At 71.8% G+C, this 13,830-nt stretch carries 17 protein-coding genes; 3 read left to right on the top strand and 14 right to left on the bottom strand.

Annotation, left to right across the window (positions count from 1 at the left end; genetic code table 11):
• Positions 1 to 52: 52 nt before the first annotated feature.
• A complete protein-coding gene (locus IG74_RS0130460; protein WP_030683953.1) occupies positions 53 to 586 on the bottom strand; it encodes a peptidylprolyl isomerase in 534 nt (177 codons plus the stop codon).
• 382 nt (positions 587 to 968) lie between these two features.
• Between IG74_RS0130460 and IG74_RS0130465 the strand changes: the two genes are divergently transcribed.
• On the top strand, positions 969 to 1,682 hold the full coding sequence (locus IG74_RS0130465; protein ID WP_030683956.1) for a DUF5324 family protein: 714 nt from the start codon (positions 969 to 971) through the stop codon (positions 1,680 to 1,682).
• A gap of 69 nt (positions 1,683 to 1,751) precedes the next feature.
• Here the strand turns inward: IG74_RS0130465 and IG74_RS0130470 are convergent, their stop codons facing one another.
• The 4 genes from IG74_RS0130470 to IG74_RS0130485 form a co-directional block, all read right to left on the bottom strand.
• Positions 1,752 to 2,468: a GAF and ANTAR domain-containing protein gene (locus IG74_RS0130470; protein WP_030683957.1), complete on the bottom strand. Its 717-nt coding sequence runs from the start codon at positions 2,466 to 2,468 to the stop codon at positions 1,752 to 1,754.
• Positions 2,465 to 3,328 carry a GAF and ANTAR domain-containing protein gene (locus IG74_RS0130475; protein WP_030683959.1) on the bottom strand — a complete coding sequence of 288 codons (864 nt, stop codon included), beginning with the start codon at positions 3,326 to 3,328 and terminating at the stop codon, positions 2,465 to 2,467. The genes IG74_RS0130470 and IG74_RS0130475 overlap by 4 nt, the downstream gene beginning before the upstream one ends.
• Positions 3,329 to 3,483: 155 nt before the next feature.
• Positions 3,484 to 5,370, bottom strand: a complete 1,887-nt coding sequence (locus tag IG74_RS0130480; protein WP_030683960.1) for a CheR family methyltransferase — start codon at positions 5,368 to 5,370, stop codon at positions 3,484 to 3,486.
• Positions 5,370 to 5,981 (bottom strand): chemotaxis protein CheB, encoded by a 612-nt coding sequence (locus IG74_RS0130485; protein ID WP_030683962.1) that lies wholly within the window; start codon positions 5,979 to 5,981, stop codon positions 5,370 to 5,372. The genes IG74_RS0130480 and IG74_RS0130485 overlap by 1 nt, the downstream gene beginning before the upstream one ends.
• 207 nt (positions 5,982 to 6,188) lie before the next feature.
• On the opposite strand from IG74_RS0130485, the gene IG74_RS0130490 reads away from it, so the two are divergent.
• A complete protein-coding gene (locus IG74_RS0130490) occupies positions 6,189 to 6,899 on the top strand; it encodes a M23 family metallopeptidase (RefSeq protein ID WP_234334501.1) in 711 nt (236 codons plus the stop codon).
• A gap of 22 nt (positions 6,900 to 6,921) precedes the next feature.
• Here IG74_RS0130490 and IG74_RS0130495 read toward each other — a convergent pair whose 3' ends face one another.
• Complete coding sequence (locus IG74_RS0130495; protein ID WP_030683966.1) at positions 6,922 to 7,206, bottom strand: hypothetical protein; 285 nt, start codon at positions 7,204 to 7,206, stop codon at positions 6,922 to 6,924.
• 223 nt (positions 7,207 to 7,429) lie between these two features.
• On the opposite strand from IG74_RS0130495, the gene IG74_RS0130500 reads away from it, so the two are divergent.
• The gene (locus IG74_RS0130500) at positions 7,430 to 7,702 is read left to right on the top strand and encodes a chaplin (protein ID WP_030683973.1); all 273 of its coding nucleotides are present in this window, start codon (positions 7,430 to 7,432) and stop codon (positions 7,700 to 7,702) included.
• Positions 7,703 to 7,766: 64 nt separating this feature from the next.
• Here IG74_RS0130500 and IG74_RS0130505 read toward each other — a convergent pair whose 3' ends face one another.
• The 8 genes from IG74_RS0130505 to IG74_RS0130540 all read right to left on the bottom strand — a co-directional run bounded on the left by IG74_RS0130505 (position 7,767) and on the right by IG74_RS0130540 (position 13,109).
• Complete coding sequence (locus IG74_RS0130505; RefSeq protein WP_030683975.1) at positions 7,767 to 8,636, bottom strand: tyrosinase family protein; 870 nt, start codon at positions 8,634 to 8,636, stop codon at positions 7,767 to 7,769.
• 50 nt (positions 8,637 to 8,686) lie between these two features.
• On the bottom strand, positions 8,687 to 9,079 hold the full coding sequence (locus IG74_RS0130510; protein WP_051855665.1) for a tyrosinase family oxidase copper chaperone: 393 nt from the start codon (positions 9,077 to 9,079) through the stop codon (positions 8,687 to 8,689).
• A gap of 114 nt (positions 9,080 to 9,193) precedes the next feature.
• Complete coding sequence (locus tag IG74_RS0130515; protein WP_030683979.1) at positions 9,194 to 9,697, bottom strand: hypothetical protein; 504 nt, start codon at positions 9,695 to 9,697, stop codon at positions 9,194 to 9,196.
• Positions 9,698 to 9,877: 180 nt separating this feature from the next.
• A complete protein-coding gene (locus IG74_RS0130520) occupies positions 9,878 to 10,381 on the bottom strand; it encodes a DUF5949 family protein (RefSeq protein WP_030683980.1) in 504 nt (167 codons plus the stop codon).
• A gap of 362 nt (positions 10,382 to 10,743) precedes the next feature.
• Entirely contained in the window at positions 10,744 to 10,983 is a 240-nt protein-coding gene (locus tag IG74_RS0130525) for a chaplin family protein (protein ID WP_030683982.1), read from the bottom strand.
• 133 nt (positions 10,984 to 11,116) lie between these two features.
• Positions 11,117 to 11,395: a hypothetical protein gene (locus IG74_RS0130530; protein ID WP_030683983.1), complete on the bottom strand. Its 279-nt coding sequence runs from the start codon at positions 11,393 to 11,395 to the stop codon at positions 11,117 to 11,119.
• 384 nt (positions 11,396 to 11,779) lie between these two features.
• A complete protein-coding gene (locus tag IG74_RS0130535; RefSeq protein ID WP_030683985.1) occupies positions 11,780 to 12,514 on the bottom strand; it encodes a hypothetical protein in 735 nt (244 codons plus the stop codon).
• A gap of 355 nt (positions 12,515 to 12,869) precedes the next feature.
• Entirely contained in the window at positions 12,870 to 13,109 is a 240-nt protein-coding gene (locus IG74_RS0130540) for a chaplin (RefSeq protein ID WP_030683987.1), read from the bottom strand.
• Between the last annotated feature and the right edge of the window lie 721 nt (positions 13,110 to 13,830).

Raw genomic sequence — 13,830 nt, forward strand, 5'->3', positions numbered from 1 at the left:
GATGGGCGGGGCGGTTTTGTTCCCTGACGGGCGGGGTCGAGCGCCGGGGCGCTCAGCCCTCGCGCGTCTCGACGACGACGGACTCGATGACGACGTCGTTCACCGGGCGGTCCGTGCGCGGGTTGGTCTGCGTGCCGGCGATGGCGTCCACGACCTTCTTGCCGGCGTCGTTGGTGACCTCGCCGAAGATGGTGTGCTTGCGGGTCAGCCACGCGGTCGGGGAGACCGTGATGAAGAACTGGGAGCCGTTGGTGCCCGGGCCCGCGTTCGCCATGGCGAGGAGGTACGGCTTGTCGAAGGCGAGGTCCGGGTGGAACTCGTCCTCGAACTCGTAGCCCGGGCCGCCCGTGCCGTTGCCCAGCGGGTCGCCGCCCTGGATCATGAAGCCGCTGATCACCCGGTGGAAGACCGTGCCGTCGTACAGCTTGTCCGAGGACTTCTTCCCGGTCGCGGGGTGCACCCACTCGCGCTCGCCCTGGGCGAGCTCAACAAAGTTCCTGACCGTCTTGGGCGCGTGGTTCGGCAGGAGCCGGATCTCGATGTCGCCCTGGTTGGTCTTGAGAGTGGCGTAAAGCTGCTCGGCCACGATCTGCCTTCCGTTGTCCTCTGTGACCCTCCGATCCTCGCACGGACCGGTTTGGGACGAGTAGCCGCCGAGCAGGCGCGCCTGGAGGCGATCCGTGGCATTGTCGTCGACGGGCCCACTCGTACCGGACCGAGCGCTTCGCTCCGCACGGATCGCGCGGCTCGGGGCGGACCGGGAGCGGCAGCGGAGGCCGTGCCCGACGCCGGGCCGACGCCGGGCCGGAAGCCGTGCGCACCGGCGGCCGGGGCGGACCGACGCGCGCCCCGCGCTCGGCGAGCGCCCCGGATGCCCGTCCGCGCGTGCCCCGGTTCCATCCGGCAGGCATGATCCCGGAAAGGGTGGAAAGGTGACATACCTATACGCCACCAAGGAGGAGGATCCCGTGACCCGCAAAGACAGCGTGCGCGCCGCGGCCGACTCGGCGAAGGAAAGCGCGCGGCACGCCGCGGACGCGGTGGCGCCCTACGCCGAAGAAGCCAAGGACCGGGCCACTCACCTGGCACAGGAGGCGCGCTCGCGCCTCGCCCCGAAGGTGTCGCACGCGGCGCACGTCGCCGCCGACCAGGCCCGCGTCCAGTACGGGGCGCACGTCGCGCCGCGCGTGGTGCAGGCGCGCGGGCACGTGCCGCCGAAGCTCGACCACGCGGCGCACGAGGCCGCGGTCCGCACCCGCAAGGCCGCCCGCCAGGCCGCCGACTTCTCGAAGCCCCGCATCGAGCACGCCGTGGCCGTCTCCGGCCCGGTCCGCGAGGAGGCGGCGGCCCGGGGCGCGGCGGCGCTCGCCGCACTGCGCGGCCAGGTGTCGCCGCAGGAGATCAAGGAGATCGCCCGCAGGCAGGAGCGCCGGGCCCGCACCGGCCGCACGGTCAAGCGCCTCGCCGTGCTCGGCCTGCTCGGCGCCGCCGCGGTCGCCGTGTGGAAGTGGTGGGACAAGCAGGCCAACCCGGACTGGCTGGTCGAACCCCCCGCGGCCACGGAGCTCCCCGACCGCGCCCCGCTGACCTCGGTGGACGGCAGCGCCCAGGCGTCCCTCGACCCCGAGGTGCAGGCGAAGCAGGCCGAGGCCGAGGCGGAGAGCAGGGACGAGCGGGGCTGACGCGCGGTCCGGGGGCGGGGCACCACGGGCCTCGCTCCCGGGCCGGGCCCCGCCTCCGGAATCCAGCCGTCAGGGATCCAGCCTCCCCTCCACCACGTCCAGCGCCACCCCCATCAGCTTCCGCTGGTGCGAGCGGGCGTGGCCGCGCAGCACGCCGAACGCCTCGTCCAGGGTCAGCGCCCGGCGCGCGGCGAGGATGCCCTTGGCCTGCTCGATGACGACGCGGCTGCTCAGGGCGTGCTGGAGCTGACCCGCCAGGGTGTGGGACCGGCGCAGCTCGTCCTCCCGCAGCAGCGCCGTGGCCACGATGTCCGCGAGGGACTGGCCGATGGCAAGCCCCTCATCGGTGACCGGCTCCTCGGGGGAGCCGAAGAGGACCAGCGCGCCCACGATCAGCTCACGCCCCCGCAGCGGACGGGCCGCGACGTGCGTGTAGCCCAGGGCCAGTGCCTGCGGCACGTAGCGGGGCCAGCGCAGCCGGGCGACGGGGCTCTCCAGATCGGTGCGCGGCACGGGGTTGCCGGTCTCCCGGCAGTACGCCGCCGGGCCCTCGCCCTCCTGATACCCGGCAAGGACGAGCTCGCGGGCCTCGGCCTCGGACGCGTACACCTGCGCCTCCTCGGTCGCGGGCGGGATGCCGAGGACGGCGCAGGCGCGGGCGCCGAGGACTTCGTGGCTGCGGGAGGCGAGCGCCGCGAGGAGGACGGGCGGGTCGACCGGTTCACCGTGAGCACCACCCGCGAGCTCCACGAAGGCCTCGGCGAGGCGCTGCTGTGACATCGTCATGGCCAGTCTCCCATGGTGATCTTCAAGTCACCGGACACGATCTTCCGCGAGAGCTCTTCCAGGCTCCCCTCGCCGCTGAACGCCCGCGCCTTGATGAGCGCGAGGGCGTCCTCGACACGGCATCCCACGTGCACGGACAGCATGCCCGCCGCCTGCTGCACCACGTCCCGGTGGTCGGTGCCGCCGTACAGTTCGGGGTCGGCGTCGGGGTCGAGGAGGACCGTGCGGGTCAGCGCCCCCACTATCTCCGTGAACGTCCGGGTGCCGACGAGGCCCGGGCGCGGGTCGAACACCGCGAGCGCGCCGAGGCAGCGGTCGGCGGAGCCCAGCGGGACCGCGGCGACCTCGCGGATGCCCATCGCGGTGAGGGCCGGGCCGTAGCAGGGCCAGCGCGTATCGATCGCCTGGTGCGAAACGAAGACCAGGTCCCGGCGGAGCGTGGCGTCCTTGGTGGGCCCTTCGCCGAGCATGAACTCCAGGTCCTGCGCGGTCCGCGCCGGTTCGTCCGACGCGGCGACGGCGAGCTGCCGCTGGCAGCCGTCCACCAGGGTGAGCGCCGCGCTCTTCGTGCCACAGGCCTCGGCGACGCCGCTCATGAACTGCGGCCGGGGTCCACCCCCCTGCGCCCACCCCGACAGGCGGCGCGCGAAAGACTCCTGCAGCTGCGCCGACGAGCGGTGGGCACCCGCGGTGTTGCGCAGTGCCTCAGCGATCCTCAGGTGCACCTCGCGGCCCGTGGCCGCCGCCAACTTCTCCTGCCGCGCGGCCGCCTCGTCCGCGCGGGCGGCCCGCGCCCGCGCGGACGAGGCACGGCGCCAGGCATCCATCACCTGGTCGGCAGAGCCCTCGCCCTGGGTCATGCTCGAAGCGTACGCCCGGGTTTCCATGCGGAGGAGGCGGTTTCGGGCTTGCCGCCACAAGACAGGCTGGGTTTCGCACCGCGGTACGAGACGGTGCGCGCTGGAGCGCCCGGCGCGCGAGGTCCTCGTACCACGTCCGTACGAAGCGGAGCACGTCAGTTCAGGGAGACGCCGACGCCTTCCTCCACCGGGGTCGTGCCTTCCTCCATCAGCAGGACGACGCCGCCGTGGTGGCCGTCGAAGGGCGAGCAGACCACGTGGCACATGATGCCGCGGCCGATGCGGTTCACCGCGGACACCACGACGGGCCCGGTGCGCTTGCGGGTGTCGAGGCACTTCTGGACCACGGGCCGCAGCTCCTCCGTCGGCAGCCCGAAGTCGAGCCCGAAGAACAGCTCGTCCATGACCTCGTCCCGGCGCAGCCCCCACAGATCGGCCGCGCCCCGGTTCCAGCTCTTGACCTTGGTGTCCGTGTCCAGGACCACCACGCCGGCCGCGATGCTGCTCATCACGCCCTCGAGGAAGGCATGTACCTCGTCCAGCTCCTCGGTGCGGATCCGCAGTTCCTCGTTCATGGTCTCCAGCTCCTCGTTGCCGGACTGGAGTTCCTCGTTGGTGGTCTCCAGCTCCTCGTTCGTGGACTGGAGTTCCTCGTTCGTCGTCTCCAGCTCCTCGATGCTGGACTGGAGTTCCTCGTTGGTGGTCTCCAGCTCCTCGTTCGTGGACTGCAGCTCCTCGTACGCCGTCTCCAGCTCCTCCCGGACCCGCTTGACCTCGGACTTGAGGCGGGTGGGAACCGTGACGTCGGTGAAGCTGATGATGGTGCCCGCCGGCAGCCCGTTGGACCCGGTCAGCGGCTGGATCAGGATGTCGACGTACTGGACGTCGTCGCCGACGCGGCGCTCCACGCTGTTGACGCGCAGCGTCCTGCGCTCGTGCGTGGACTGCTCGATCAGCGAGCGCAGCTCGACGGGCCGGTACGAGATCTCCAGGTCCTGGAAGGGCCGCCCGCAGTCGTTGGTGGTGAGGCCGAACTGCACCCGCGCCTGGCTGTTGACCAGGATGACCGCGCCCTCGGTATCGACGGCGACCGCGGGCACCGGCAGGGCGTCCAGGATGAGGTCGCGCATCTGGCGGGTGCGCGCCGCCGAGCGCGGTTCGAAGGTGACGCCCGCCCGGAGCTTCAGGGGCGCGGGCTGGTAGGGCGGCCCGGCGTCACCGGGACGGCGCCGGAAGAGGCGCTGGCGCATGCTGACGACCTGGAAGCGGTCGGCGTCGTTCAGGAGCATCTCGGCCTTGCCGAGGAAGAGGTAGCCGCCCTCGCGCAGCGCGTAGTGGAAGCGGTCGATGATCTGCGTCTGCGCCTCGACGTTGAAGTACATCAGGGTGTTGCGGCACACCAGCAGGTCGAGCCGGGAGATGGGGGCGTCCCGGGTCACGTCGTGCCGCCCGAAGATCACCCGGCGCCGCAGGTCGGGCCGGAAGCTGTACTGCGTGCCGTTCTGATCGAAGTACTTGTCCCGCAGCTCCACCGGCAGGGCTTCCAGGCTCTTGGCGGTGTACAGCGCGGTGCGCGCGTCGCGCAGCGCCTCCTCGTCGACGTCCGTGGCGTAGATCTTGACGCGGTTCAGGCTCTCCTCCAGGCCCAGCGCCTCGGCGAACATGATCGCCAGCGAGTACGCCTCCTCGCCGCTGGAGCAGCCCGCGCTCCACACCCTGATCTCGTCCTCGGGCCCGGCCGCGGCGAGCAGGTCGGGCAGGACCTCGCGCTGGAGGTACGTCCAGGCGTCCGGGTCCCGGAACATCGAGGTCACGTTGATCAGGATGGTGTTGAAGAGCGCACCGAATTCATCCGCGCTGGTCTCCAGGCGGTCGCGGTAGTCCGCGTACGACGTGACGTCGGCGTCCTGCATCCGCTTGCGGATGCGGCGGCCCAGCGAGGAGCGCTTGTACCCCGTGAAGTCGAAGCCGCGGGCGTCCCTCAGAAACCCGAGAAGTTCCTCCAGCTCCTCGTCCGTTTCGGAGTCGCGTGTTTCGCCCATCACTGCCTCTTGGTCTCGACAAGTCCGCGGATGACCGCGGCGATCTCCTCAAGGGGTAGCACGAAGTCCACTGCTCCCGTACCCAGGGCCGCCCGAGGCATGCTGTTGAATTCCGCGGACTGCGGATCCTGCGCGATCACCGTGCCGCCGCGCGTCTTCACCGCGTCCACGCCCATCGCTCCGTCGACACCCGTCCCGGTCAGCACGCAGGCGATGGCCCGCGGCCCGTACGCGCCCGCCACCGATTCGAACAGCAGGTCGGCGGAGGGGCGTACGAAATGGACGAGCGCGCTGTTCGACAGGGTCAGGATGCCGTCGGCGTCCACCAGCAGATGCCGGTCGGGCGGTGCGACGTACACGGTGCCCGGCTGTGTCCGCTCCCCCTCCTCCGCGAGCTTCACGCGCAGCTCCGTGCGGCGGGCGAGCACGTCGGCGATGACCGTGCGGTGGCGCGGGTCGAGGTGCTGGACCACGAGGACGGGCACCGGCAGGTCCCCGCCCAGCGCACCGAGCAGCACGTTGAGAGCGTGGATCCCTCCGGCCGACGATGCGACGGCCACCACCACGTACGAGTCCTCGGCGGCCGCCTCCAAGGGCTGATGAGCCGTCACGGTGCCGAGCCTAGCGGACCTGGGGGGTGACGACAGGAGGGCGCGAACGGCCTCGTGACCGCCTTCGCGCGCTCGGGCGCGTTACGCCAGGTGGCGCAACCGGGCGTGCGCCGCCCGGCCGCCGCCGTTGTCCTAGCGGACATGGGCTCCCACATAGACGGCCCGCAACCAGCGGGCAGAACACGACGTGACGCACTGGGAATCGGCGTGATCCTGCTCGCCTCAGGCGCGCTCGGCATGGCGGGAACACCGCCGGACGACGTCGTGGACCGCGACGACGTCGATGACGTCATGGACCACGACGACCTCGTCGTCCCGGATGACCTCATCGACCCCGACGACGTCGTCGACCCCGACGACCTCATGGTTCCGGGCGACGTCACGGACCCCGGCGCCACCGAGGGCCCGCACGACGACTGCGTGGCCGACTACGACCCGCACTTCGAGGACGACCTGGCGGCGGCCGACGCCGCGGTCCCCGAGGTCCGCGCGCTCACGGGCCCGCCGCGCCGATTCGCCCGGCCGCTGCGCCGCCGCTTCCGCGTGAGCGCCCGCTACGGCATCCGCGGCAACTGGATCGCGGGCCACCACACCGGCATCGACCTGGCCGTGCCCCGAGGCACCCCGGTGTACGCCGTCGGCTCGGGCGTCGTCGTGCTCGCCCGCTGGTCGGGGGCGTACGGCAAGGCGGTGACGGTCCGCATGCCGGACGGCCACTACGCGCTGTACGCGCATCTGAACCGCATCTCCGTGCGGCAGGGCGCGCGCATCCGCACCGGCACCCGCATCGGCAGCAGCGGCAGCACGGGGCGCGCCACGGGACCCCACCTCCATCTGGAGATCCGGTCCCGGCGCGGCTACGGCTCGGACATCAACCCGGTCAGGTATCTGGCCCGGCGCGGGGTGCGGCTCACCTAGCGCGGCCCGGCCCCGGCGGCGCTCAGGTCTGGACGGCGGGGACCAGCTGGGTCACCGGCTGCACCAGGTCCGTGACCTGGTGCAGCTCGTTCAGCCGGTGGAGGCCGCCGAGCTGGCTGGACACCGTCGGCACGGCGTCGTGCTGCGCCTCGGGCAGCGGCATGCGGCCCAGTTCGTCGATGGTGGCCATCGGCGAGATCTCCTTGGCCTGCTTGGCCTCGGTGGTCGCGTGGGCGGCGGGCGCCACGAGCGCCGCCGCGCCGGCGGCGAGGGAGACGGCGGCCAGAATTCGTCGTGCTGAAGTCATGCCCTCAGCAACGGCGGAGCCGCCCCCGGGACACGGGCGGGCGCCGCATTCCGCCCGGCGCTGGCACTAATGGCCTACAGAAGTACTGCTCGATTCACCCTGTGTGTTCGATCTCCAGAAGATCATCGACGATTTCACGCCGTTACTTCACATCAGAGCAACGCGTTAGAGGAATCGCGGCCACACCCACGCGGCCGTGCTTTCCAATTCGAAGGAGAACGTGATGTCTCGCATCGCGAAGGCAGCTGCCCTCACGCTCGGCGCGGGTGCCGTCGTGCTGGGCGGCGCCGGACTCGCCTCGGCTGACGCCGACGCGCACGGCGCAGCCAAGGGTTCCCCCGGTGTCCTCTCGGGCAACCTGATCCAGGTGCCGGTCCACGTCCCGGTCAACCTCTGCGGCAACACCATCGACGTCATCGGCGTGCTGAACCCGGCGTTCGGCAACACCTGCGTCAACAACGGTGGCACCGGCGGCGAAGGCGGCTACGGCCACTGAGCGCCCCCAGGAGAAGCCCCCGGCGAGTACGTTCGCCGGGGGCTTCCCGGTTCACGGGGCCATGTCACACGTAGCGGTAGATCCGCTCGTGGTCGAGCAGGTCGCCCGGTGTCGTCCGCCACGGGGGCATCGGCTCGTTCCGGGCGACGACGCGGCCGTGCCCCGGCTCGCCGAGGCCGGGCGGGCGCTCCGGCAGGAACCGCGCGCCCCTGCGGTGCTCCCGTTCCCAGCGGCTCCACAGCAGGTCCACGAAGGCGTGGTTCAGCCAGAACACCGGGTCGTTCACGGAGCCGCCGCCCAGCATGTGGCCGCCGACCCAGCGGTGCACGCGGTTGTGGTTGCGCCACCGCGCGGTGCCCACGCCGGACGTCCAGCCCTCCAGCTTGTTGCGGAAGCCCCCGTCCGCCCGCGAGTCCCAGGGCGGGACGTCGTACCGGGAGTCCTTCATCGCCCACTCCACGTCGGCGGGCGTGGGCAGGTCGATCGGGTTCGAGGGGTTGCCGAACGCGCGGGTGAGGAAGTCCCCGTCGGTGACGCTCTCCTTGATCCGCCAGTGGCCGTTGCGGCGGGCGAACGGGCCGGTGAGCACCTGCCGGTCGCCCTCGCGCCCGTTCCCGCCCAGGAAGTCCTCGCCCCACAGGGACGCGGCCGGGGTGCGGTCGTGCGTCCAGTCCCAGTACGGGACCGTGACCGCTTCGTCGACGCGCTGGAGGGCCCGCTCGAAGTCGAGCAGGAAGCGCCGGTGCCAGGGCAGGAACGTGGGCGTCATGTGGGCGACCCTGAGCCGGTTCTCGCCGTCCGCCACGTAGAAGTCGATGTGCGTGCGGACGAATTCGTCGTACTCGCCCCGGCGCTTCAGGCTCAGCACCGCGTCCACGAATCTGCGCCGCTCGGCCCCGGTCAGCCGGTTCTGGTTCTTGCGTGTGTAGGCCACGCGCGCCCCCTTCACGTTCCCTGGCGCCCCGTGCGGTCAGGGCCGTGTCCTCAGTGGGTGTGACCGCTCAGCCGCGCCGTCACCCCGAGCTCGTCCACGGCCCCGCGGGCGGCCGCGAGCGGGCTCTCGTACGACCCGTAGTGGTCGACCATGGTCAGATAGCTGCCGTCGGCCCGGCGCATGAGGCCGAGCTGCCGGCCGTCGACCGTGACGCGCCACTCCGAGGGGCCCGCGCCGCGCTCGCCCAGGACCGGGTCGCCCTGGATGCGCCGCCCCCGGTACATCTCGTCGAAGGAGCCCTCGTCCGGCGCGCCGGGCGGGGTGGCCCGCGCCCAACCCGCCCGCATCACGCCGACCGCGGCGAGCGTGGCCGCGGCCGCCGCACCCAGCAGGTGGCGCCGCCCGAGGCGGTGGATCAGTGGCGTACCGGGCGCTGCGGTCATGTGCTCCCTCTCCCGCGACCATGTGCTGCCAGACCTCTAACCGCCCGACCCCCGGGGTCCGTTACGGGCCGGGCGTCACGGGCCCTGCCGCACCGGAGTCGAGCCCCGCAGGCGTCAGTTGAGTCCCAGGTCGGCCGCCGGCTGCGCGCTCAGCAGGGGCTGGTGCAGGCCGCCGCCGGGCAGACTGAGCGGCGGCAGGGCGGTGCCGTCGGCGCCCGGCGCGCCCAGCGGCGCGTCGAGCGTGGCGCCCGGCGTGAGGGCGTACAGGTCGGAGCCGCGCGCGGACAGGCCCACGCTCTTCAGGCTGTCCTCGCCCATGACGTCCGTCAGCGGGGCCGTGACCTGTACGTCGGGCAGCGCGTTGCTGACCGGGATCTGCGGGACGGCCCGCTCGGGCAGCAGCTTGCCCTCCACATAGCGGGGGCCTTCCAGCTCGCCGCCGGGCAGCGGCACGGGGAGGGTGCTGGTGACCTCGGGGGTCTGCAGGCCCAGGGAGTGCTTGACCCCGTCAAGCGGCACGGTCACGCCGGGGTGGTCCGCCGCCGCGGTCGACGCCGCACAGGCTGCCGCGGTGCAGGCGAGGGCCGTGGCGATGGCCCCCCTCGTGGTGTGCTTCATGGCTCGGATCCTTTCGCTACGGCGACCGCTCGGTTCGCACAGGTTCAACGAGCCCGCCCCGCGCACCAGCACAAACTTCGCCCGAGCAACCGAATACTCGCTTTAGCGGATGATCCCGTCGACTGATATCCCGCGGCCGCGACGGGCTCAGCCGGTGAATTCACCGAGCCGTGGCGGTCATCAGGCGCGCAGCCGCTGCACCGGCAGCAGGCAGTGCGTGGCGTTGGTGAGGGTCTCCTCGTCGCCCGCGAAGTTCCTGAGGTTCTCCTCCGACACGGGTACGCCGGGCGAACCCTCCGGCCACGCGCGCGTGGTCATGATGAAGTACGCGTGCCCCCTGTCCTTGACGGCGGCGAGCCACTCGGGCGGGACCACGCACTGGGCGTTGACGTGCGGCATGGTGACGACCGCCTGCCCGGCCTCGACGAGCAGCGTCACCGGCAGGCTGGGGTTGCGCGCACCGTCGAGGAGCGGGCCGCCGACCGGCAGACCGGAGTTGTGCAGCAGCGCGCCGACGGCCTCCGCCGAGGCGTCCGGGCCGCCCTCGGCGTCCCCCAGGGGATAGGCCATGAGAAAGGCCATGTCCTTTTCCTCCTCGGGGTGTTCACCGCTCCAGGCGATGACGCCGAGGGTGCCCATGTCGGCCACTCGGAAAGGACGCTGCTCACTCGGTTTCGTGGTCATGTGCGAAACCGTAGCGACGCGCGCGGCACGGTTTTCGCGCTTGTCACCTAAGTGGCCGAGCGGCCGTTCCGCATCACACGTTGGGGTGAGCAGGTCGAACGCGTGTGGCCGCCGCGGCCGGACGCGCGAAAGGCCGCCCGCGGAATCCGGAGGGCGGCCCGGGGAATGCGCAGGACGGCCCGGTGAACGCGGAAGGCCGGTCCGCGGAAAGGGTTCCGCTGACCGGCCTTTGAGTGCCGCGTTCGCCCTGGAGGAGGCGGGGGGAGCACCGGGCGCGAGCGCCACGTGGTGTCCGTGGCGTCCGCAACATCCGTAACGTCCGTGGTGTCGCGTGGTGGTTCGCAACGCTCCGCGGGCGAAGGTCAGTTGTTCGCGCCGCTGTTGCCGAACGCCGGGTTCAGGGCGCCGACCAGGTTGGCGGTGTTGCCCACGACGTTGACCGGGACGTTCACCGGGATCTGGCCGACGTTGCCCGAGCCGACGCCCGGGGAGTGCGCGGCGTCAGCGGCGGCGTCGGCGTCGGCGAAAGCGGTCCCCGACGCGGCACCCGCGGCCATACCGGCGGCGGCGAGGGCGAGAGCGGCCTTCTTGGCAGTGTTCATCATCAAACCTTCCCTTAGGGTTTAGCTGAAGCCTAGGGGCGCAATTCTGGGGATTCCTGGAATAACACGCCCAAGCATTCTGGGGTTTCCCGTTCGGCTCAGCCCACCCGAAGGGAAACGGGAATGCCGACGACTAGTTGGCGAGCGGCAGGCCGCCGAGCAGCTGCGTCGGGCCGCCGCTCGCGTTCAGCGTGTCCGTGGCCTGCTTGACCGTGTTGACGACGGAGCTCTTGTTCTCGGTGTCCAGCATGTTCGTGTTCAGCGGCGCCGCGTCCAGGGTCGGCTGGCTGAGCAGCGTGTCCAGGCCGCCGTTCAGGCTGGTGGGCGTCAGGTCGTTGGCGAAAGCGGGCGCGGCGGCACCGGCGATCGCCATCGATCCAGCGAGGACAGCGGCAGCCTTCAGGGGCTTCATCGTGTTCCTTTCCTGGTAACTCTTGTCACCGTTGGCCGGGTCACCAATGGGCTTCACTCTTCAGGCAATTACTTCTGCCTGTCGTCTCTCTCACCGGTCCTAACGAGCGGAACTCAGCGCGGAAACCCCTGAAACTCAAACTTCCCGGAACCCACTCGATGGCAGGGAACCCGCATTTTTCTCATATCAACTGGACTACGCACACACAGAGTTGACGAACATGTGGCGGCGCGGGCACGCGACGGACGGCGGCACGCGCGGGAGCGCGCGGGAGGCGGGAGCGCGCGGGGGATGGTGGTGCGGGCACGACGAGACCCGCCGCACCGGAGCGTGCCGGCGTGGCGGGTCTCGTCGGAGACGGCTGGGGAGCGGCGCCCTTCCGGGCTACTCCTCCACCGGGAGCGCAAGCGGGAGCGGCAGCTTCGGCAGCGCGTCCGTCGGCAGCTTCGGCAGTGCGGGCAGGCCCGGCAGGTTCGGCACCGGCAGACCGCCGCCGAGCACCGTGGCGACGACCACGCCGACCAGGCTGGTGAGGACGCCGGTGACGGCCGGGACGACCTGCGTCGGGTCACCGCTCGTGACGGCCTTGAGCAGGGCGTCCACCGCGGTCTGGAGCGCCTTCAGGGCGTCGTCCTTGAGGTCGAGGGGGGCCTGCGCGGCCTGCGGTCCGCCCAGCGGCAGCTTCGGCAGCGCGACGGGGAGCGGCGGGACGGCCGGAGCCGGCGGAACGGCGGCCGCCGGCGGGACGGCGGGCGCGGCCGGGGCCTCGGGGACGGCGGGCAGGGCGGCGGGCGGGACGGCGGGCACCCCGTTGGTGATCTTGGCGATCGCGGCCTTGACCGCGTCGGCGAGCTTGGCGGCGTCGGCAGCGGGCAGCTGGCCGTTGTCGGCCTTGAGCGCGGCGGTGAGGAGGTCGGTGACGGGCGTGAGGACGCCGCCCAGGTCGCCGAGCGCCGTCACCTGGCCGAGCAGCGCGTCCGCTCCGGGGAGGGGGACCTCCGCGGCTGTCACTTCCTGCCGGGACTCCGCCTGCATGGCTATGGCCGGTCCGGCCGTGCCGAGGAGAAGCGCCGCGCAGAGCGTGGTGGTCGCGATACGCCGTGCGGGTAGAGCACGCATAGGTCGTTCCCTTTCGGTGGTCCGTCGGATCTTGTGATCACCGTGAAAGGGAGGGTCGCCCTCCGCAACCGAGCGGGCGCGTCGCGTCCCACCGCCCCACCGGCCAACTGGACGTTTACGCAGGTGAGAAGCGGAAGTAGGGGACGGGCCCGGGGTGTTGCGACTACCCGCCATTCGAGTACGGGTCCGGGGGCGCGACACGCCGACGACACCCGGCCGACACGCCGACGCGGCCGACCGCTCGGGTCACCCGGACGGCGCACGGGGTGGGGGCGCCGCACCCGGGCAGGGCATCGCCCCATGGAAACGGCCGCCCCGCAGGCTGCGGGGCGGCCGTACCGATCGACGCGTCAGCTCAGTCGTTGACGCAGGTGTTGCCGAACGCCGGGTTCAGCAGGCCGATCACGTTGATCGTGTTGCCGCAGACGTTCACGGGGACGTGCACCGGCACCTGGATGACGTTGCCGGAGACGACACCGGGGGAGTTGGTGGCGGCACCCTGCGCGCCGCTGTCGGCGGCGGCGACACCGGCGCCACCGGCCACGGCGGCGGCCGCGACGGCGGAGAGGGCGAGAGCCTTGGTGGTACGCGACATGGAGAGTTGCTCCTTGGTCAAATGACGCTTGTGCCGTGCGGGATGCCCGGCGCGTGGATCAACGGCCATTCCTGACGGTCGGTTGTGCCCCGGACGGGTGATGGATGGGGCGAGCCATTTCGGTGACAGCCGTGTCGCCGTGTTGCCGCGCCGTGCTGGTCACACCGGCGGCGATCTCCCAGGAACCCTCTCCGGCCAGGGAATTGACCACCCGCTTCACAGTTTCGACACACGCGGCCGGGTCACGGAGAAGGCTCTCGGCTCCCGCTACAGTTGCGCTTCCTCTCGAGGAATTTCAGCCATAGATGTGCTCATGCCACAAATGTGCATATTCACTCGGTTAGCCCCGCCTTCGCCCCCCGCACTCCCCTTCGCACGCCTCCGCGCCTCAGCGTTTCTCCGCCCCTCCCACTCCGGAAGGCCAACGCCGTCATGTGCCACTCCCCGGGCCCGCGTCGCGTCCTCGCCGTCCCGCTGCCGTGCGCCGCGTTCCCGCTGGTGCCCGGGCATGCGGCGGCCGCGCCACCCGGTGGCGGGGAGAAACACGGTGAGTCGGCAAAGAGGTATCACGCGCCGCGCCGCGGAGGGGTCGTACGCGCCGCCGCCCCGGCGATCACTTACCGCCGGGCGGTCACCCGGACGGCGGCTCCGGGCCTGGTCCGGGGGCCTCGCCCCTTCGGAGCCTGTGGGCCTCGCCCTTTCGGAGCCTGTGGGCCTCGCC

It is taken from the genome of Streptomyces sp. NRRL B-1347, from assembly GCF_000720325.1.
GTDB lineage: Bacteria > Actinomycetota > Actinomycetes > Streptomycetales > Streptomycetaceae > Streptomyces.

Coding starts and splice junctions, on each gene's coding strand:
- IG74_RS0130500 (WP_030683973.1), top strand. CDS start 7,430: ATGTCTCGCATCGCGAAGGCAGCTGCCCTCACGCTCGGCGCGGGTGCC.
- IG74_RS0130495 (WP_030683966.1), bottom strand. CDS start 7,206: ATGACTTCAGCACGACGAATTCTGGCCGCCGTCTCCCTCGCCGCCGGC.
- IG74_RS0130540 (WP_030683987.1), bottom strand. CDS start 13,109: ATGTCGCGTACCACCAAGGCTCTCGCCCTCTCCGCCGTCGCGGCCGCC.
- IG74_RS0130520 (WP_030683980.1), bottom strand. CDS start 10,381: ATGACCACGAAACCGAGTGAGCAGCGTCCTTTCCGAGTGGCCGACATG.
- IG74_RS0130530 (WP_030683983.1), bottom strand. CDS start 11,395: ATGAAGCCCCTGAAGGCTGCCGCTGTCCTCGCTGGATCGATGGCGATC.
- IG74_RS0130515 (WP_030683979.1), bottom strand. CDS start 9,697: ATGAAGCACACCACGAGGGGGGCCATCGCCACGGCCCTCGCCTGCACC.
- IG74_RS0130475 (WP_030683959.1), bottom strand. CDS start 3,328: ATGACCCAGGGCGAGGGCTCTGCCGACCAGGTGATGGATGCCTGGCGC.
- IG74_RS0130470 (WP_030683957.1), bottom strand. CDS start 2,468: ATGACGATGTCACAGCAGCGCCTCGCCGAGGCCTTCGTGGAGCTCGCG.
- IG74_RS0130535 (WP_030683985.1), bottom strand. CDS start 12,514: ATGCGTGCTCTACCCGCACGGCGTATCGCGACCACCACGCTCTGCGCG.
- IG74_RS0130525 (WP_030683982.1), bottom strand. CDS start 10,983: ATGAACACTGCCAAGAAGGCCGCTCTCGCCCTCGCCGCCGCCGGTATG.
- IG74_RS0130480 (WP_030683960.1), bottom strand. CDS start 5,370: ATGGGCGAAACACGCGACTCCGAAACGGACGAGGAGCTGGAGGAACTT.
- IG74_RS0130510 (WP_051855665.1), bottom strand. CDS start 9,079: ATGACCGCAGCGCCCGGTACGCCACTGATCCACCGCCTCGGGCGGCGC.